Source organism: Chryseobacterium sp. JM1 (assembly GCF_000737715.1).
Taxonomy (GTDB): Bacteria; Bacteroidota; Bacteroidia; order Flavobacteriales; family Weeksellaceae; genus Chryseobacterium.
Window position 1 is genome coordinate 56,335 of the sequence record NZ_JPRN01000001.1, and the last position, 18,587, is coordinate 74,921.

An 18,587-nucleotide genomic window follows, 5' to 3' on the forward strand; every position below is an offset into this window, starting at 1 on the left:
CGGAAGGCTTGAAGCTATAATTGGACGATAATTTTTAACAATAACCCTAAATTTTAATGATATGAGTTTCAGGAATGAATAAAAATCTGATTTGGGCTTGAATAACTTCCTGCTTCATATTGCCATCTCTTCCTCTATTTTTTAAGCATCAGCAGTTTAAAGAACAGGACCGGGTTTTTATATTTAACCCTGTACTTTTCTTTTTTCCATTCTGTTCGCAGTTTTTCTTTTTCAGATTCTGAATCCGTTTCTGATAAAAAAATTTCGTACCTGAAGTGGATCAGCTTAAGTCTGTATTTCTTATAAAGCTCCGGATCAGCTTTTATATAATCGATGTATTTATGGGTCACCTTTTCATAAGAATCTTTCATCAGCTTCCAGTTTCTCGAAAGGCTGGTGGAAAGAATTCTGTAGTAGAAGAGTTTTTTGTCTATAAATCCGATCTTGTACCCTTTGGATGTAAGTCTCAGATTCATGTCCCAGTCTTCCGTATTGATGCTTTCATCAAAAGGAAATTTTACGAGCAATTCTGTTTTTACAAATGTTCCTACATTGGAAGTTCTGTTTTCAGATACATTTTCATGGAAAAAATTCGGGAGACTGTCTATGACCTGCTTTTTCTCTTTCGGAGTGTAGGCATCTGTTGTGGTATCTTCGGACTGATAATATTTATAGCCGTCCGAGAGGATAAAGTCTACCGGATTTTCCTGAATGTAGGCTACCTTCTCTGCAAGACTGTCTTCAGTATACCAGTCATCTCCGGAAAGCAGGGAAACATATTCTCCCGAAGCCTTAGAAACAGCAATGTTGATATTTTTAGCCACCCCGAAACTTTCCGTATTCCTGATCATTTTATAATGCTGACCAAATTGGGAAAGCACGCGCTCTGCATTTTCAAAAGTCTTATCCCTTGAAGCATTATCCAGCAGGATGATTTCATAATTGGGGTAGGTTTGCGAAATGGCGGACATGCAGGCCTGCTCAATGAACTTTTCGTGGTTCATAGTGATGATGATAAGGCTTACAAGTGGAGGAGTATTCATTGTTTAATCAGTTAATAATTTTTGGAAGACTGAATCGTTAGATTTTCTTGCCATAATCTGGAATGAAAGTATGATAATCTTTTGAAATAGAAACAGTATAATCAGAATTTCTCTTTCTCAAGCTTATTGCATCATGGTGTATATTTTTGCTAATATAAGATCTTCCACATTATCTGCAGGGATTCCGCTTTGTCCGTAAATAAAAAAACTTTCATATCCTTCATAGTTGGGGCCTGCTTTTTTGATATGCCACTTTACGGGAAGATAGCTGGATACATCATTGGAATATCCCAATACCGTTAATTTCATTGGATTGAAATGGCTGTATAGATCAATAGCATATTGAGAAACGGCTTCCCGGCTCAAAGCGATAATATTCCAGTCACCGATCTTTAAAATTTGGATATAAACCATTGCAGATTTAGCAAGTGTACCGGAAGTATACTGATGAATAATTCTGTTAGCCCATCTTACATTTCTTTCAGAGGTCTGGTCGTATTTGCCTGTGTTGGCTTTTTTAATACTCACCGCCTTATTGAAGGTGAAATTATTAAGCGGGATAGCGATGGAGTCAAATTTAACAGAAATTTCCCCGGTAACAGCTGATGACGATGCCGAAAATAAGTTACTGAAATCCTGAGTCAGTTTATTAGCCGTTTGATCAGGAGTGTCTGTTTTATAAGGATTAATATCACCTGCACATCCCTGCATAAGCTGTACATTGTTAATGTTCTTTAGGATACCGAGTTTATCTCTTGTAGCGCCTACATAATTCGATGAAATGGTCACGAAATCACGGGGCTGGGCGTGCCAGACAGGATGGGTACTTGCACTCATGATGACACCATTCACGGTATTTGTATTGCTCTGCTTAGCCATTACCATAGTAATATTGTTATCCAGATCTTTAGCAATGTCTGCCCTGTTGTACCCTATATTGGTTTTGCCCTTTACAAAACTTAAATCACTGTCTGTTTTATTGTTAATTGCATTTTGGGTAGCTGTTAAAACAGAATTTTTTACGATATCTAGGTATTTGGGGTCAGGATTGCGGTAAAAGTCCTGAAGGCAGGAATAACCCTGAGACAGAGGGGCATAATGGGTATGGGAGCAATTGATTAAAATTGCATTTTCATCGATATTAAATGCATTTTTTATCTCAGTCTTTATTTTATGTGAAAAAGAATAATTAATGCCACACAAATCCAGGGTAATAATAAGTGCTTTTTTTGAGTTCTTTTCAAAATAGGAAGCATATGCATAGATCGGGGTCTGGTTATGCTGGGCGTAATATAATTTATTCTTATTGGAGATTGCGTATAATTTATTATTAGTATAGGCAATATTTGATAAATACGTACCGTAAGTGGTACGGTTAGGCGTTCCGATTTTTGACCAGCTTTCGTCAGAAGATGAAATATTTCTTGTCCACAAATCATTGTCATATTTAGACAAAGCAATTAAGTTCGTTCCATCATTGGTTAATGATCGTACGGCATTGGCTTTTCCGATATTTTTCCAGGGTACATTAAACGGGCTGGTATCTCTTACCCAAAGCGTATTGTTTTTCTTGGTTCCGTACAGTTTATTATTGAGAAAAGTAAGTCCGGTCGTTTCATAGGCCAATCCGATATTAGTCCACGGGCTATCATTTTCATCTGCGTTTCTTGTCCACAGTTTATTGTATTTGTCTGTGCCGTACAGTTTGCCGTTTCCATAGGCCAGAGCCGTTACATAATATGCCGTTCCAATAGAAATCCAGTTGGGTGCGCTGGCGTTGATCTCAGCCTGCCAAAGTCTATTGTCACTTGTCGCCATGTAGAATTTTGTATCAGAAGAACACATAGCAACAGCGTTTTGTGCGATGCCAGTTTCCTGTAAACTGATACTGAATCTTCCCTGTTTTGGATCACCGAAGCCGGCGAGAGGAGATGACAGGATGGTAGCGTTTGGATTGATAGATTCCTTTGAAAATCCTACCAGATAGTTTTGTCCAAAGATGAAATTCTGAAGCAAAAACAGGGTGATAAAGCCTGCAAAGATCTGCACTTTAGTTCTAGACATCGTTAATTCTCTTTTACAATTTTCTGTTCAAAAACTTCTTTATTTTCGTAGGTTCCTTTAAGGAGATATATTCCTGCCGGCAGATCTGAAATATCAATGGAATTGATATCTGAGTAGGTTTTTAGTAACCTGTTATCCATACTGAATATCTGAAGAGATGTAACGGTTTTTTCTATATTAAGTTCTCCTGATGTTGGATTAGGGTAAAATAATGATTTGCCATTTTCAGATACAGGTTTTCCTTTAACCGAAACATTGTCTATAAACCAGTTATTGCCATCATCATCTTTCTTTACAAATGCAATATAGATTTGTTTTTTGTCAAATTTTGATAAATTGATTCTTTTCAGGCTGAAATTTTTGCCGAATGATGCATCAGTATAAGAAGCAACGGTTTGAAACTGATCACGATCGAGCTGTGAATCTGTGGATATTTTGATCTCGTATTTTGTAGAATTGCCAACAAATGAGTTATGTTGCAAAAATGTGAGAAAATTACCCTCATAACCAATTAAATCTATTTTTGGACTGATCAGCCAGTCTTCATTTAATTCACCCGAATTCTCATATCTTGCAAAGAAACATTTGTCAGATCCATCTTTATTCAGACTCTCTAACTGCCAGTTATTAAAATCATCTCCCGCATCATTTGTCCCTCTTAAAACAGCCCATTCTTCAGGAGCTTTTGAAAGGTCATGATTATTAAAATTATCAGAAAACTGCCCGTAAAAGAACGAACTGAAGAATAAAAGACCTGTAAAAATCAGTTTCATGAGTATTTTTTTCTAGATAACAGATTGATTTATAATTAAAAACAAGTCAAAAAGTGATCTTAAGTAAAATCGCTTTTTGACCCGGGAAATTTACATTATTTTTGAATACAACAGGAAAACAAATAAAGATTAATTCAAATAAAAAAATATATTTGTTTTTACTTCAAACAATTGAGATATAAACTAATACGTTTGAATTTCTTTAATTTTGCTTTCTGTTTTAATAGAATCGCGAATGGTGAGTTATTGTTTCAGGAAACAGACTACGAATGATTTTGAATTTCTGTAGAAGGAAGGTTGAATAACTGCTTCAGATATTTGTCAAAAATCTCAGGATCTAACCTGTAATCTTCATGAAAGCCTTCGTAATCCTGTGGATAAATATAAAAATTAAGATCGAAATTCACTTCTTTGGCCAATGTAGAGAAAATAGCAAAATCTCCCCACACCGAACTGAACCAGCTGAGACCTTTGGCTCCTGATTTTGCAAACAGAACGTTCGTCCAGGCCGCCCCGCTTGGTCCTATGATATAATCAGCGTTGTTGACCATATAGATCTGTTCGTGGATGTTGAGATCTTCAAAGAAAACTTCCTCAAATCCATATTTTTTTGCCGTTTCAAAGATCTCCTCATCGTTATATTTTCTATACTGGGATCTCCTTGAAATAAATATTTTTTTAACAGGCTCAATATGGACTTTACTTAGGTCTAGATTATCGAAAGCCGTTTTTCTGAGATACTGCAGAGAAGATTTCGACAGCTTGGCAAATCCAGCCTCATATTTTACACCCGGCATAATATTCGGGACCGCATAATTGGTACTGGTGATATGCCACAGCTTTTTAAACTGGTAATAATTTTTTTCGTGGCTCAGGAATAGAATTTTATAATCCTTCAGAAAAAACATCAGAAGATCTTTCAGATTTTCAACCTTCTGTACATCCTGATCTATAATGATCAGCTTATTCTTCGCATCAGGGATGTATTTAAAAAACTCAACTTTAGAAAGAATATCTACCAGAAAATGATAATAATTGAAGGTGAAAGTTCCACCCAGGAAAATCGCTTCCTCGTCATAATACACATTCTTATGATTTCTTACTTTCGCAAGTGTCATAGAGTGCTGCAACAGATTGTTGGTATTGTATACATATGTAATCCTGTCGTCGTCATGCCATCTTTCGTAGAAGATAGCATCTTTTTTCAGATTTAAAAAATACGTGGAATTAGGGATACAGAGTACATCCTTAAGTGCGAGAATTTCTATAGCATTTTTAGGCGTTTTCACAGAAATCTGGGGAGCATCAAAAGTTTTAGGCAAAAATAGTTCTGCTTCTTGCTTTTCGCTGACCAAAATTTTTTCTGTACAGTACTCAGAGGGGATAGAATCCAGCGGTAAAAAATCGGTTACAAGCCTTTTTGCCCTTCTGAAAAAAGACTTGATATAATATTTTTTTCTAAGCGCTTTAAGCTGTTTTTCTAAATTTTCAATTTGTTCCGTTGCATTCATACTCTAAAACTTAGGATGACCTAAGAAGTTCGGTCGTTATTTCCGGAGGTGTAGAATGTTGTTTTCTATATCATTTCCTGGTAATAACGGATGGTTTCATCAACCATTTTATCAATGCCAAATCTGGTTTCAATTAATTTCCGGGCATTCAGTGATATCCTGTTTCTCAGATCATCGTCTTCAAAAATGAGACTTATCTTTTCATGGAAGTTTCCTTCCTCAGCAATAAGGCCGTTTACAGGCTCCTGTATGATCTCTTTAAACGAATCTATAGAAGAACATACAACCGGTTTTTGCATGGCCATTACTTCCAGCAAAGATAAGCTAAAATTTTCACCTTTGGAGGGGAAGCATACTACCTCTGCTTTACTGATAAGCTTTACAATTTCAGGACCCGGTTTATTGCCATAAAAATGGATGGAATTCCGTGTTTCATGATCAGGAATATGCTCCGTGATATAGGCGGGATAATGATTCGGATTTCCTATGAAATGTAGCGATGCTTCGGGATGATTTTTTTTAAGCTGAATAAAAGAGTTGATCAGAGTTTCCGCTCCTTTTTCAAAAGAGACGTTGCCCAAATAAAAGACGGATTTAGGAATAATTTCCGCATCTTCTTCAGGTTTGTAGAATTTTTCATCAATGCCGTTGTAGATCAGCTTTGGATTTTTGATATCAAATAAGTCTTTATTGATGGTCTCGTTGTATTTTGAGATCGTAATAATATTTTTTGATTCTTTAAAAGCAGCTTTTTCACAGAAGATCCTTCCTTTATGAACTTTTTTATAGCCGAAATATTTCTCCAGGACAGACCAGGAGCCATGGCATCGGATCACATAAGGAATGGTTTTATGGATAGAAAGTGACAGACCGTCAAAGTCATGGGTTTCTGCAATATCGAAATGAAGATTGTTTTTTTTGATCCAGGCACTTATGGTATCAGATATTATTTTTTTCTCTGATAAATAGGTTTTAAAATGAATCTGTTCAAAAGCTTTCACTTTTCCCGTAAAAGATCTTAGCAGTTCAAGAAGGGGATTAGCTTTGAAGATATCTTTAACAGAGTGGATCTTCACGCCATCTTCTTCTATATCAAACGTATATTTTGAGATCAGGAAAACATGAACGGAGATACCTCTCTTCACAAGTTTTGCACATAAATTTTTATAAAAAACGCCTGTACCACCTACTTTAGGGGTGCGGGAAGATTGGTATTCCCGGGTGACAATAAGTACATTTTTTATTTCTTTCATGAATTCAGTTTAAATACTGTGTTTACCCAATGGTCGAGTGTATACTTATAATAAACTTCTTCAGGCAGTTTTTCGTATGGCGTATTGAAAAATTCTTTTTTTACATTGCGGAAATTCTTATCCAGCACCAAAATATTATTAGGATTGTAAAAATCATAAGTTTTAATGGTCGGATTATCGGTGATCACCTTTTTCTCCAAAGCCATAGCTTCAAATATCCTGAAACTCAGTCCTGTTTGGTCGGCACGCATCAGATCAAGAATAACTTTGGTGTTTTTATAATAAGTCGGAAGAGCATGATGAGGTATTTTTTTTCTTCCGAATTTTAAAATCTCAATATTTTTTTTGTCAATGATCTGGTTCAGCTTATTTTTCCAGCCTTTCTTTCCAGCGATATACACCTCAAACTTAACTTTCATCGGGCAAAGCCTGTTGATCAGAAGATTGAGCGCAGAAAGCCTTTTCTGATCGTATGACGTGATGTAGAACAGATCCAGTTTCGGACGCTGTTTGGATGCCGGAACATGATCGAGATAATTATAATTGGTGATTTTTTCGAATCCGAAATTCTTTACATCATTATCATCAAAAGAAAATATAGTGTCAAAATAGTGCAGAAGGTGTGTAGCAGGATTCCTTGCCATGCTGTCGTAAAGGTAGGCAATATTACGGTCTGCATATTCTCTGATCTTTTGGTGGATGCTTTCGTCAATAGCTTCAGGATTGATGACCAGAATCTGATCCTGCTTTCCGATTTTTTCCAGAGATTCAAGAATGAAACTTTGTCTTTTGTAATATTTGGGGTTTTTGCCCAGAAAAATTTTGCTGAAAGTGTTTTTTATACGCTCACCAGTATTTTTATGGGTAAAGGCTCCGATGTTGATATGGCACGCCTGAATGCCTCTATCACTCAGTTTTTCCACTATGTGTTCATCATAATGCCAGAAATCGAAGCTGATTAAACAAATTTTCATACTGCAAAAATAAAAATTTCATATTTAAATTTATATTTTTGATGCAAAGCCTGGCCATAATGATAAAGAAAATTTTAATTGATGCTGAAAGATTGAAGTACCCGAAGTCTGGAATTGCAAACGTATGTGTTTCATTAATAAAGGGTCTGGACGAAAAAGGCTCTGATTTTGAGTATGCTTTTTATGGTCCAAAAAAAAATATTCCGGACACGAAAAAAAACTTTAAAATGATCGACTGGAAGTTTTGGCAAAAGAAAATTTCTGTCAACACCGGATCTTTTTCACTTATTCATACGACACATCAGCTTTCTGAATATTTTCATACCATTAAAAGCGGGCAAAAAAAGGTAGTTACACTCCACGATCTTAATTTTCTTCACGACAACAGTTCTGAACAAAAAATAGCAAAGACGACAAAGCTCGTTCAGAAAAACATCGGAAATGCGGATGCTGTGGTCTGTATCTCAGAATTTGTAAAAGAAGACTTTCTTAAAAACAGAAAACTTTTTACACTAAAAAATAATGTGAAAGTAGAAGTGATCTACAACGGACTGATTTTTCCTGAAACCACAGACTTCAGCTCTAAAAATAAATACAGTTTTATCGGAAAAAAATATATTTTAAACATCGGGGTGCTTTTCCCAAAAAAAAATCAGGAAGTTCTTCTTGATCTTATTTCAAAAAATGACAGAGAATTGGTGCTGGTTACTTCTTCGGCAAAATCAGCCTATAAAGAAAAATTTCTGGAAAAAATAAAAACGCTGGGATTGGAAGACAGGGTACATATCCTGGAAAATGTAGATAACAATGAAAAATATTTCCTTTTGCAGCATTGTGAATCATACTGTCACCCGTCACTGGCGGAAGGTTTTGGAATTCCACCTGTGGAAGCGATGTATTTTGGAAAACCGGTCTTTTTAAGCAAGCTGACGAGTCTTCCTGAAATAGGAGGGGATTTGGCTTTTTATTTTGATGATTTCTCTGCAGAACACATGCAGCATGTCTATGCTTCCGGAATGCAGACGTATGGCTCTAAAACAGGCGAATATGCCTCTCAGTTAAAGGAAAGAGCTCTGAAGTTCGGATATCTGGAGATGGCAGGAGCGTATGAAAAACTCTACCATGAGCTTCTGAATTAAAGCTTGATTTTCCCGAGCCTTAATTTCCATTTGAAAATATCAAAGCTGTCGCCCCCTTTGATATCGATTCTTTTGATCTCAAATTTATTCTTCCACGGATAATAGGCAATATTGTTACCAATACGTACCGCAGAAGTGATTCCTGCTTTTTCAAGTATCGAAAAGAATTGTTTTTTCTGTTCACCTTTCTTAGGAAACTTACCGTAAGGGTAGGCGAGTACCCTCGTAAAGGGAATCTGCTTTTCCTCCAGGGTGCGGATGTTTTCCTGAATGTCTTCAGCAGCTTCCTGCAGCGAGATTTGTGAATAGTTTCGGTGGGTGTGGCTGTGCAGCGCAATCTCTACATGTTCAGGATTAAGAGATTTGATCTCATCGAATGTCATCATTTCGCGTTTTTTGTCTGACTGATCATTCGAGATAAGCCCGGTAGGGATGAAGATCGTAGCTTTCAGCTGATATTTTTCCAATAAGGGAACCAGATACTGAAGATTGTTGAGATAGCCGTCATCGAAAGTAAGAATAAGCTTATGTTTCAATGTTTGGTCTTTATTCAGATCATTGAAAAATAAGGTATTGTAGTGGCTTTTAATATATTGAAACTGCTTTTCCAGACTTTCAGCCGAAACGGTCAGACAATCTTTGCCGGAAATTTCTTTCTCCGGAAGAATTTTATGATACATGAGGATACGGACACTCTCCTCTTTTGAAAATCCAAGTGTCCTTTTTGCAAATCTGAGCATGGTTATATGAATTTTGAAAATCGCATGTTTTATGGAATTTATACCTATAAAAATTACCTACGATCCATATAATTCTATTGTTTTATTTACTGACTAATTATTTCTTGAATAGTAGATGAGTCTACAAAAACAGACATCTGTTACAATCTTCAAATTTAATTAATTATTAGATGCACTAGCTTAAAAATACATTAAAATAAGATTTAAACAACTGAACAGCCGGATGATGACAAAGCTAAAAAAAATAAGGCTGAATAAAGGTGGTTAAAAGATAAACAGAGGGTATTCGACTATCTACAACCAATTGCATTTTGAAACTGAATCAGGGATGATCAAAAAAAACAGCCGGCTGCAATAAGTGTAAGGCAGTCCGGCTGTTTATATTTTTAATTCAAAAGATATTATTTGAATTTGTAAATCTCGTTGATCTTGATGTATTTCAGAAACGTATAAAACGCTCCGGTGATAGAAATATAAAATCCGGCTACCCCATCCAGAAAACCAAACTTTAAAAAATAGGTTTTCGTAAAATCATAAAAGGGAGAAAAGATAATTTTGAAAAGCGATACCGATTTTCCGTTCAAAACCTTTTTCTCGGCCATCAGCTGAGTATAATTATTGATTTTCTCAATATGATGGGCGATGCTTTTATAGGTATAGTGGTTGATATTTCCCGGTAGTTTTCCTTTTTTATCCTGAGTGATGAAACATTCATGGACCAGATCATCGGTGTATTTTCCGTGACCTTTTTTGAAGAATCTTTCTCTCCACACGTTGCCCCAACCGCCATATTTTATGGTTTTCTTCAGCAGGATATTGTTGAAGTGGATCTCATAGACTTTATAGGGAGGGTTCGGACTTTTTAAAATTTCTTTAATTGCATTAACTGCCGTTTCATCAGGAACTTCGTCGGAATCTAGGAACAGGATCCATTCTCCCGAAGCTTCAGACAGGGTATAGTTTTTCTGACAGCCGAAGCCGTGGAATTTTTTTCTGATAAATTTTACCTTCGGAAACCCGCTACAGATCTCCTCAGTTTTGTCTGTGGAAAAAGAATCAACGACAATGATCTCATCAGCTATCTCGTGGATGCTACTGATACTTTGCTCAATGACTCTTTCCCCATTTAAAACAATATAACAGACTGATAACTTCATTAACGAAATTCTGTAATAGTTTTTTCAATGATTTTGACACAGTCTAAAAGCTGCTCTTCGGTAATCACCAAAGGTGGTGCCAATCTGATGATATTTCCGTGGGTAGGTTTTGCAAGAAGGCCGTTTTCTTTTAACTGTAAGCATAGATTCCATGCTGTAGAGCTGTCCGGAGTGTCGTTGATCAAAATAGCATTTAAAAGACCTTTTCCTCTTACTTTGGTAATAAGACTGTTCTTTTCAATGATCTTTTCGATTTCTGCTCTGAAAAGCTGACCCAGCTGCTCTGCTCTTTCTGAAAGCTGTTCATCTGCTACTACATCTAATGCGGCTACTGCTACAGCACACGCAATCGGGTTTCCTCCGAATGTAGAACCGTGTTGTCCCGGCTTAATTACATTCATGATAGAATCGTTAGCCAATACAGCAGATACAGGGTACATTCCTCCGGAAAGGGCTTTTCCTAAGATCAGAATATCCGGTTGTACATTTTCGTGGTGACAAGCGATCAGTTGCCCTGTTCTTGCGATACCGGTCTGAACTTCGTCTGCGATGAAAAGTACATTATGTTTTTTACATAGCTCGGAAGCATTTTTCAGGAAACCTTCGTCCGGAACATACACACCTGCTTCACCCTGAATAGGCTCCACTAAAAATGCGGCGATATTTCCTGCTTCTCTGTTTAATACTTCTTCCAATGCTGCGGTATCATTATAAGGAATTTTGATAAATCCGGGTGTAAAAGGACCATAGTTCTGGTTGGCATCGGGATCATTGGAGAACGAAACAATCGTGGTTGTTCTTCCGTGGAAATTATTTTCACAAACAATGATCTTGGCTGCGTTTTCCGAAATTCCTTTTACTTCATAGCTCCATTTTCTGGCTAATTTTACGGCAGTTTCTACGGCTTCAGCTCCGGAATTCATAGGAAGAACCTTGTCAAATCCGAAAAGGGTAGTGATTTTCTGCTCATATTCACCTAATTTCGAATTGTAGAATGCTCTTGAAGTAAGGGCCAGTTTTTGAGCCTGCTCTACTAAAGCAGCTACAATTTTCGGGTGAGAATGTCCTTGGTTCACAGCAGAGTATGCTGAAAGAAAATCATAATATCTATTACCTTCTACATCCCATACAAAAACGCCTTCTCCGCGGTCAAGAACCACTGGAAGAGGGTGATAGTTATGCGCTCCATGTTTGTCTTCAAGGTCAATAAAATACTGTGAGTTTTTTGCTGTTGCTGCTGTTGACATATGTTTTGGTTTTCGACAAATTTAAGCATTATTAATGAGATGTATGAACAAAAACGTAATACGGTACACGCCAGTAATTAAAGTGTATTTTAGGGTTGGATTAGGCTGTTTTAGAAAATATTCCTTTTACAAATAAGACAAAGCAGGTTTTATATCTTTATCATATGTGATTTTTTTTCTTTGAAGATTTCAGAAAAAAAGCATAGCCATTTTTGGGATATGCTGTTTTCGTTATTCTCATCAGGTTATATACTACTGCTTATTTCACGGTATACTGTTTTTTCTCCGTCCGAAAGACTAAAGTCAGCTTTCTTTTTTGAATACTGCCTCTTCGGAGAGTTGTATTCCATTTGAATGGTAAGCGTTGCCGTATACTGTTCTGCTCTGTGTTGGTATTTTTTATCGATTTCCTCTTTTATATCAGTTGGAATGCTGATTTCTGAGATGAAAAAAGCATCAAAGCCATAATCTTTCTGTTCGGCCAGGATGGTTCCGGCGCATTCCACATCTCCGATTCCTTTTATATTCCACGTAAAAGTTTCGTGTGTTTTTTCACCATTGTCTACATAAGATGGTGCAAAGAAGAGAAGATTCCAGAAGGGCTCTTTCCGTTTATTGGTATAAAAAAGAGATTCATTTTCCAAAGCATTCAGATATTGATTCCTGAATACCTCTGCATTTTGGTGTTTTTCTTGAATTCCTGCAGTTTTTTGCTTCCAGTTTTCTACAACTTTCTGATGATCTGAAGCACTGAGAAACACGCCTTTTTCATCCACTTTCACTTCAACAGGATAAGAGCTCTGTTCCAGTTCATGGAGAATTTCCAAAAAGTCGTTTTCAAACGGCAGGGGAGCGCCTTCTATTTTTTCTATCAGCCAGTTTTTGGTGTGGTCTTCATTCTCGGTTTCCTGTATAGTGAGCTTACAGGAAGAGTGGAAGCCTTTTTTTTCTCCAAACTGTACTTCAAGTGAGTTTTCCACATGATAAATGTGGCTCCCTGAATATTTCTGAAAAGGTTTTACCCGGTTTTCTTCCATGCTTTTTTTATTGGTGTGAACTTCTTCTCCAGTTATCTGAGAAACATTTGATATCAAATCATTATTGTGTTTTTCAAGTCTGATTTAATGAAGGGGTGTAGTTGGTTTCGTTTTATCAGCATATCCATTTTTAGCTGTAAAAGGAATAAGTACAGTCAAAAAAGACAGAACAGCACCCCTTCTGCCGGGACTACCATTCTGTCTGTTGTTTCTTTTGATGTAGGAAATTACATTCTTAAGATGAAGGCCATTCTCCTTTGTAAGAAGAAGTTCCAAGATCGATTTGTTCTGCGCTGATCACAAAGCTGATGTACATACTGTTGTCATCTACCGCATCGAAATCTACTTCGTGCTGGATCACATATCCGTTCTCCCACTTCAAAGTAGTCAGTGTTCCTTCTTCGTGAGATTTGTTGAATGTTACTTCTCCGGTTGTAGGCTTGTACTTTCCGTTAAGAAGACTTTCCAGGATGTCAGATTTTTCAGTAGCTTCTACTGTGATTTTGATCAATGCATTGGAAGGATCTGATGCTACTCTTCCTGATACGTCTGTAGAACGGGATACACTGTAGTTAAGTTTTAATAACTTTTGCCCTTCACCGCCGTTGAATTTTAAAATTCCTCTTGAATTTCTTTCTGCCATGATAAGTAAATTTTAATTGTTAATATTGTGTGGTTTGTTATGTTATGTCACCAAAAATAGAAGTAATTATATTATCAGAAAAAAGTTTTTGAATAAATTTTAAAAAGTGTCGTAATTCTTCGACTAACAACTGTTAGGTAAATTGTTTACTGATAATCAATTGTTTATAAGTTTTAATGTTAAGTATTTATGAACTTCCAATAGGGAGGGAGATTGGAGGGGTAAGAAAATGAAATGGGGTAAATATTTGTTGGAGATTAAAATTTATGAATGTTGATAAATAAAAAAACTGCCCCGAAATGAGGCAGTTTACAATTTATATATAAAATAATCTTAGTGATTATCATATTTTCTATCCATTACAAAATCCTCCATGAATTTTGTAGTATAGTTTCCAGCAAGATAATCTTCATTATCCATAAGCTGTCTGTGGAAAGGAATGGTAGTTTTCACACCCTCAATATAGAATTCTTCCAGTGCACGTCTCATTTTAGCAATAGCTTCCTCACGGGTTTGAGCCGTAGTGATAAGCTTAGCGATCATTGAGTCATAGTTCGAAGGAATAGTATATCCTGAATAAACGTGAGTATCTACTCTGATTCCGTGTCCGCCAGGAATGTTTAGTCCTGTAATTTTCCCCGGAGATGGTCTGAAGTCTGCATAAGGATCCTCAGCATTAATTCTACATTCGATTGAGTGCAGTTTCGGGTAATAATTGATTCCTGAAATAGGAGTTCCCGCAGCAAGAAGGATCTGCTCTCTGATCAGGTCATAGTCAATTACCTGCTCAGTGATAGGGTGTTCTACCTGGATTCTTGTATTCATTTCCATGAAATAGAAATTTCTGTGCTTGTCTACAAGGAATTCGATAGTACCTACACCTTCATATCCAATGAATTCAGCAGCTTTTACAGCGGCAGCACCCATTTGCTCACGAAGCTCGTCAGTCATGAAAGGAGAAGGTGTTTCTTCAGTCAGTTTCTGGTTTCTTCTCTGTACAGAACAGTCTCTTTCAGAAAGGTGACATGCTTTTCCGTATTGGTCACCAGCTACCTGAATCTCAATGTGTCTAGGCTCTTCAATCAGTTTTTCCATGTACATTCCTCCGTTTCCGAAGGCAGCCACAGCTTCCTGAATAGCAGATTCCCAGTGATCTTTAAGGTCTTCGGCTTTCCACACAGCTCTCATTCCTTTTCCACCACCACCTGCGGTAGCTTTGATCATTACCGGATATCCTGTTTCTTCAGCTACTTTTACAGCATGCTCATAAGATTCGATCAGTCCGTCTGAACCAGGTACACAAGGTACTCCAGCAGCTTTCATCGTCGCTTTGGCATTGGCTTTATCACCCATTTTTTCGATCTGCTCAGGAGAAGCACCAATGAACTTGATGTTGTTTTTCTGGCAGATTCCTGAGAAATTAGCATTTTCAGAAAGGAATCCGTAACCCGGGTGGATAGCATCAGCATTGGTAATCTCTGCTGCTGCGATAATATTAGGGATTTTAAGGTATGAGTCTTTGCTCATAGGAGGACCGATACATACGGCTTCGTCAGCAAATCTTACGTGAAGACTGTCTTTGTCTGCTGTAGAGTATACCGCAACGGTTTTGATCCCCATTTCTTTACAAGTACGTAGAATACGCATTGCAATTTCGCCACGATTGGCTATTAATATTTTTTTGAACATCTTCTTCAATTTGAAAATTAGATAATTTGAAAATTAGATTAATGTTATTTTGAATGCAGAATTGAGTCTAACATCTAATGTCTAACATCTAACCTCTAAATTAAGATGGATCTACTAAGAATAAAGGCTGATCGTATTCTACCGGAGTAGCATCGTCTACTAAAATCTTCACGATTTTTCCGCTGATTTCAGAATCGATCTGGTTGAATAACTTCATTGCTTCAATGACACAAACTACTTTTCCTACGGAAACTTCGTCACCTACATTTACGAATACATCTTTATCCGGAGATGGTTTTCTGTAGAAAGTACCGATCATTGGAGATTTGATCACTACATATTTACTGTCATCAGATGCTGCTTCCGCTTTTTCAGCCGGTGCTGCTGCTGGAGCTGCTGCCTGAACTGGAGCCGCTGCCTGAGGAGCTGTGTGGTATACCGCTGGCTGTGCATAAACCGCATCGCTACCAGCTAATGGAGTTTTAATAGTGATCTCGAAATCTTTAGTTTTGTATTTAACTTCTGAAACTTCAGCCTTAGATACAAACTTGATAAGATTTTGTATGTCTTTAATGTCCATAAATTTGATATTTGATTTTGGGTCAAAGATACCAAAAAAACATAAAAAACAACAAAAAACCGCCCAATTTTATCAAAATCGGGCGGTTTTTGTATTAAAATGAGGCTTTTTCAGTGAAAAGCGACTCTTAGTTTTCTTCTGTAGTTGCTACTTCTTTTTCCAATACTACTTTACCTCTGTAGTAAAGTTTTCCTTCATGCCAGTGAGCTCTGTGGTAAAGGTGAAGTTCACCAGTTGTTGCATCTTTCGCTAATTGAGGAACTACTGCTTTATAATGAGTTCTTCTCTTATCTCTTCTTGTGGACGACTGTCTTCTCTTAGGATGTGCCATTTTGAATAACTTTTTTAATTGATGAGCGATGAGATTCATCATCTCATCATATTTAAATTATTTTATTTAATTATTGTCTTTTAACTTTCTCAGCGCTTCCCATCTAGGGTCGCTCTCATGTTCTTCCTCTTCAGGCTCTTCAATATCTTTCGGACTGAACCTGTTTAGGATTTCAAGATCTTCATCGCTTACATTCGGTGAAACTTTTTTCATCGGTATAGAAAGCTGTACATTTTCATAGATCAGCTGTGCCACGTTAAAGGCATGATCTGAGGCTGGAATAGTAATGACATCTTCATTGCTGTCGTCATATTCTTCACCAAAATGCACCAAAATTCCAATCTCGTTTTCAATAGGATAGTCGAATTCTTCATTCGTGAGATCACAAATGAGTTCTACTGTCCCGTCTACTTTGATCTCAAATTCTAAAAACGTAGTGTGCTTCTCAAGGTAGACATCGGCTACTATTTTAGGATTTGTAAATTCCTGTTCAGTGTCAAATAATTGAAAGAACGATTGATCTATCTCAAATTTGAACACGTGCTTCCCGTTTTTGAGTCCGGAAAAGCTTACGTCATAGTTTCTTAACTTGTCCATAAAATGAGTGTGCAAAAATATGCAATTTTTTTATAATAACAAATAAAATCCATAACAAATTAATTTAAAATTTGTTTTAACGAATTATCCTTCATTTTCATCAGGCAGATCTTCATCTACTCCGTTGTCTACAACCATTTTCCTTGGCTGCATACGGTTGGTCATCAGATCATTATATTCGCTTCTGTTCTTAAATATTTTAATAGCAGTGAAGATCGCTTCTGTAAAACTCTGCTCATCTGCGATGTTTTTTCCTGCAATATCATACGCCACTCCATGGTCCGGAGAGGTCCTGATAAAAGGAAGTCCGGCCGTGTAATTCACGCCTTCCTCGTAAGCTAAAGTTTTGAACGGTGCCAGTCCCTGATCGTGGTACATGGCTAAAACCGCATCGAAATTTCTGTACTTATTCGGCTGAAAAAAGCTGTCTGCAGGATAAGGACCGAAAGCCAGTATTCCGTTGTCAGAAAGTTCTTTGATAGCCGGTTCTATAATTTCGATCTCTTCTTTTCCGATCACGCCTCCGTCTCCTGCATGAGGATTCAATCCCAATACGGCGATCTTTGGTTTCTGTATACAGAAATCTTCGATCAAGGTCTGATTCAGGGCTCTGATCTGTTTTTTTATTTTTTCTTTGGAAATATTTTCTGCTACGCTGGCAATCGGAATATGGTGGGTGGAAACCGCTACTTTCAGATCTTCCGTCACTAAGAACATCAGTCCTTTTTTACTGAATTTCTCTTCAAAATAGCCTGTGTGTCCGGCATGTTTAAAGCCCATTTTCACCATTTCATCTTTGTTGATAGGTGCTGTAACCAGTACATCGATGTCCCCTTTCATTAAGGCTTCAGTCGCCAGTTCCAGAGATTCAATGGCCATTTTGGTAGATTCTTCCGTCGGAACACCCAATTCTACATTCACATTATCCTTGGTCAGGTTCACCATATTCAGTTTTCCCGGCTGGGCCTGCGAAGCTTCATTCACATAGTTGAAGTTCAGATTCAGCTTGAAAATATTTTTCTGGAAGGTAAATAACTTTCCCGAGCCAAAAATCACCGGAGTGAAAAAATCCGTAATGGTTTTGTCTGTCAGGGACTTCATGATGATCTCCGGACCGATGCCGTTAAAATCACCTATTGAAATTCCTACTCGTACTTTATGGTTTTTTGGGCTCATTTTGATTATCTTTGAAGATTATAATTTACAAATTTAGCAAAAAATAATATGTTCACAGGAATTATTGAAGCAGTTGGCGTTATTGAAAAGATTGAAGAAAAAGGAAGCAACATAGATTTCACCCTAACATGTCCTTTTACCAGCGAATTGAAAATAGACCAGAGTCTGGCTCATAATGGGTGCTGCCTGACAGTTGTTGAGATTAAAGATGATCAATATGTAGTAACAGCCATCAATGAAACACTGGAAAAGACCAATCTTGGAAAATGGGATGTAGGTACAGTCGTAAACCTTGAGCGATGCATGAAGATGGATGGAAGACTGGACGGACATATTGTACAGGGTCATGTAGATAAAACCGGTGAAGTAGCAGGAATTGAAAATAAAGACGGAAGCTATTTTATTACCATTAAATATGAAGATAACGGCAGTTTTGTAACGGTTCCGCAGGGTTCTATTACGGTAAACGGAATCAGTCTGACGGTGGCGAAAAGTGAAGATACTCAGTTTTCTGTAGCCATTATTCCGTATACCTGGGAGTTTACCAATATGCAGCATCTTAAAATCGGAGATCAGGTTAATTTAGAATTTGACATCATTGGTAAGTATATTGCTAGGTTAATTAAAAAGTAG

At 37.1% G+C, this 18,587-nt stretch carries 18 protein-coding genes; 2 read left to right on the top strand and 16 right to left on the bottom strand.

The annotated features are described in order from the left end of the window. Nucleotides 1-134: 134 nt before the first annotated feature. The 6 genes from IW22_RS00220 to IW22_RS00245 all read right to left on the bottom strand — a co-directional run bounded on the left by IW22_RS00220 (nt 135) and on the right by IW22_RS00245 (nt 7,618). Nucleotides 135-1,043: a glycosyltransferase family 2 protein gene (locus IW22_RS00220; RefSeq protein WP_034723215.1), complete on the bottom strand. Its 909-nt coding sequence runs from the start codon at nt 1,041-1,043 to the stop codon at nt 135-137. Between the two features lie 123 nt (nt 1,044-1,166). Then, nucleotides 1,167-3,107, bottom strand: a complete 1,941-nt coding sequence (locus tag IW22_RS00225) for a PQQ-binding-like beta-propeller repeat protein (RefSeq protein WP_034723217.1) — start codon at nt 3,105-3,107, stop codon at nt 1,167-1,169. Between the two features lie 2 nt (nt 3,108-3,109). Beyond that, nucleotides 3,110-3,880 (bottom strand): T9SS-dependent choice-of-anchor J family protein, encoded by a 771-nt coding sequence (locus tag IW22_RS00230; protein ID WP_034723218.1) that lies wholly within the window; start codon nt 3,878-3,880, stop codon nt 3,110-3,112. A gap of 263 nt (nt 3,881-4,143) precedes the next feature. Continuing rightward, entirely contained in the window at nt 4,144-5,391 is a 1,248-nt protein-coding gene (locus IW22_RS00235) for a glycosyltransferase family 61 protein (protein WP_051890849.1), read from the bottom strand. Between the two features lie 65 nt (nt 5,392-5,456). Beyond that, a complete protein-coding gene (locus IW22_RS00240; RefSeq protein ID WP_034723220.1) occupies nt 5,457-6,644 on the bottom strand; it encodes a glycosyltransferase family 4 protein in 1,188 nt (395 codons plus the stop codon). Continuing rightward, nucleotides 6,641-7,618: a glycosyltransferase gene (locus IW22_RS00245; RefSeq protein ID WP_034723222.1), complete on the bottom strand. Its 978-nt coding sequence runs from the start codon at nt 7,616-7,618 to the stop codon at nt 6,641-6,643. The genes IW22_RS00240 and IW22_RS00245 overlap by 4 nt, the downstream gene beginning before the upstream one ends. 59 nt (nt 7,619-7,677) lie before the next feature. On the opposite strand from IW22_RS00245, the gene IW22_RS00250 reads away from it, so the two are divergent. Beyond that, the gene (locus tag IW22_RS00250; protein WP_034723224.1) at nt 7,678-8,757 is read left to right on the top strand and encodes a glycosyltransferase family 4 protein; all 1,080 of its coding nucleotides are present in this window, start codon (nt 7,678-7,680) and stop codon (nt 8,755-8,757) included. Here the strand turns inward: IW22_RS00250 and IW22_RS00255 are convergent. The 10 genes from IW22_RS00255 to pdxA all read right to left on the bottom strand — a co-directional run bounded on the left by IW22_RS00255 (nt 8,754) and on the right by pdxA (nt 17,954). Then, nucleotides 8,754-9,497, bottom strand: a complete 744-nt coding sequence (locus tag IW22_RS00255) for a polysaccharide deacetylase family protein (RefSeq protein WP_051890852.1) — start codon at nt 9,495-9,497, stop codon at nt 8,754-8,756. The genes IW22_RS00250 and IW22_RS00255 overlap by 4 nt on opposite strands. 401 nt (nt 9,498-9,898) lie before the next feature. Beyond that, nucleotides 9,899-10,654, bottom strand: a complete 756-nt coding sequence (locus IW22_RS00260) for a glycosyltransferase family 2 protein (RefSeq protein WP_034723226.1) — start codon at nt 10,652-10,654, stop codon at nt 9,899-9,901. Then, nucleotides 10,654-11,901 (bottom strand): ornithine--oxo-acid transaminase, encoded by a 1,248-nt coding sequence (gene rocD / locus IW22_RS00265; protein ID WP_034723229.1) that lies wholly within the window; start codon nt 11,899-11,901, stop codon nt 10,654-10,656. Before rocD ends, IW22_RS00260 begins: the two co-directional genes overlap by 1 nt. 245 nt (nt 11,902-12,146) lie before the next feature. Next, nucleotides 12,147-12,938, bottom strand: a complete 792-nt coding sequence (locus IW22_RS00270) for a hypothetical protein (protein ID WP_131401663.1) — start codon at nt 12,936-12,938, stop codon at nt 12,147-12,149. Between the two features lie 235 nt (nt 12,939-13,173). After that, nucleotides 13,174-13,581 (bottom strand): type VI secretion system tube protein TssD, encoded by a 408-nt coding sequence (tssD, locus tag IW22_RS00275; protein ID WP_034723231.1) that lies wholly within the window; start codon nt 13,579-13,581, stop codon nt 13,174-13,176. Nucleotides 13,582-13,914: 333 nt separating this feature from the next. Continuing rightward, entirely contained in the window at nt 13,915-15,270 is a 1,356-nt protein-coding gene (accC, locus tag IW22_RS00280) for an acetyl-CoA carboxylase biotin carboxylase subunit (protein ID WP_034723232.1), read from the bottom strand. Nucleotides 15,271-15,370: 100 nt separating this feature from the next. After that, nucleotides 15,371-15,850: an acetyl-CoA carboxylase biotin carboxyl carrier protein gene (gene accB / locus IW22_RS00285; RefSeq protein WP_034723234.1), complete on the bottom strand. Its 480-nt coding sequence runs from the start codon at nt 15,848-15,850 to the stop codon at nt 15,371-15,373. Between the two features lie 127 nt (nt 15,851-15,977). After that, complete coding sequence (gene rpmF, locus IW22_RS00290) at nt 15,978-16,181, bottom strand: 50S ribosomal protein L32 (protein WP_007843326.1); 204 nt, start codon at nt 16,179-16,181, stop codon at nt 15,978-15,980. A gap of 66 nt (nt 16,182-16,247) precedes the next feature. Further along, complete coding sequence (locus IW22_RS00295; protein ID WP_034723236.1) at nt 16,248-16,778, bottom strand: YceD family protein; 531 nt, start codon at nt 16,776-16,778, stop codon at nt 16,248-16,250. 84 nt (nt 16,779-16,862) lie between these two features. Then, nucleotides 16,863-17,954, bottom strand: a complete 1,092-nt coding sequence (gene pdxA, locus IW22_RS00300; protein ID WP_034723237.1) for a 4-hydroxythreonine-4-phosphate dehydrogenase PdxA — start codon at nt 17,952-17,954, stop codon at nt 16,863-16,865. A gap of 48 nt (nt 17,955-18,002) precedes the next feature. On the opposite strand from pdxA, the gene IW22_RS00305 reads away from it, so the two are divergent. Continuing rightward, complete coding sequence (locus IW22_RS00305; RefSeq protein WP_034723238.1) at nt 18,003-18,587, top strand: riboflavin synthase; 585 nt, start codon at nt 18,003-18,005, stop codon at nt 18,585-18,587.

Bases quoted from the DNA above. Each gene is read 5' to 3' on its own strand.
- IW22_RS00295 (WP_034723236.1), bottom strand. From the start codon at position 16,778: ATGGACAAGTTAAGAAACTATGACGTAAGCTTTTCCGGACTCAAAAAC.
- IW22_RS00250 (WP_034723224.1), top strand. From the start codon at position 7,678: ATGATAAAGAAAATTTTAATTGATGCTGAAAGATTGAAGTACCCGAAG.
- IW22_RS00235 (WP_051890849.1), bottom strand. From the start codon at position 5,391: ATGAATGCAACGGAACAAATTGAAAATTTAGAAAAACAGCTTAAAGCG.
- tssD (WP_034723231.1), bottom strand. From the start codon at position 13,581: ATGGCAGAAAGAAATTCAAGAGGAATTTTAAAATTCAACGGCGGTGAA.
- IW22_RS00220 (WP_034723215.1), bottom strand. From the start codon at position 1,043: ATGAATACTCCTCCACTTGTAAGCCTTATCATCATCACTATGAACCAC.
- accC (WP_034723232.1), bottom strand. From the start codon at position 15,270: ATGTTCAAAAAAATATTAATAGCCAATCGTGGCGAAATTGCAATGCGT.
- IW22_RS00270 (WP_131401663.1), bottom strand. From the start codon at position 12,938: ATGGAAGAAAACCGGGTAAAACCTTTTCAGAAATATTCAGGGAGCCAC.
- IW22_RS00225 (WP_034723217.1), bottom strand. From the start codon at position 3,107: ATGTCTAGAACTAAAGTGCAGATCTTTGCAGGCTTTATCACCCTGTTT.
- IW22_RS00305 (WP_034723238.1), top strand. From the start codon at position 18,003: ATGTTCACAGGAATTATTGAAGCAGTTGGCGTTATTGAAAAGATTGAA.
- accB (WP_034723234.1), bottom strand. From the start codon at position 15,850: ATGGACATTAAAGACATACAAAATCTTATCAAGTTTGTATCTAAGGCT.
- IW22_RS00230 (WP_034723218.1), bottom strand. From the start codon at position 3,880: ATGAAACTGATTTTTACAGGTCTTTTATTCTTCAGTTCGTTCTTTTAC.
- pdxA (WP_034723237.1), bottom strand. From the start codon at position 17,954: ATGAGCCCAAAAAACCATAAAGTACGAGTAGGAATTTCAATAGGTGAT.
- IW22_RS00255 (WP_051890852.1), bottom strand. From the start codon at position 9,497: ATGCTCAGATTTGCAAAAAGGACACTTGGATTTTCAAAAGAGGAGAGT.
- IW22_RS00245 (WP_034723222.1), bottom strand. From the start codon at position 7,618: ATGAAAATTTGTTTAATCAGCTTCGATTTCTGGCATTATGATGAACAC.
- IW22_RS00260 (WP_034723226.1), bottom strand. From the start codon at position 10,654: ATGAAGTTATCAGTCTGTTATATTGTTTTAAATGGGGAAAGAGTCATT.
- rocD (WP_034723229.1), bottom strand. From the start codon at position 11,901: ATGTCAACAGCAGCAACAGCAAAAAACTCACAGTATTTTATTGACCTT.
- IW22_RS00240 (WP_034723220.1), bottom strand. From the start codon at position 6,644: ATGAAAGAAATAAAAAATGTACTTATTGTCACCCGGGAATACCAATCT.
- rpmF (WP_007843326.1), bottom strand. From the start codon at position 16,181: ATGGCACATCCTAAGAGAAGACAGTCGTCCACAAGAAGAGATAAGAGA.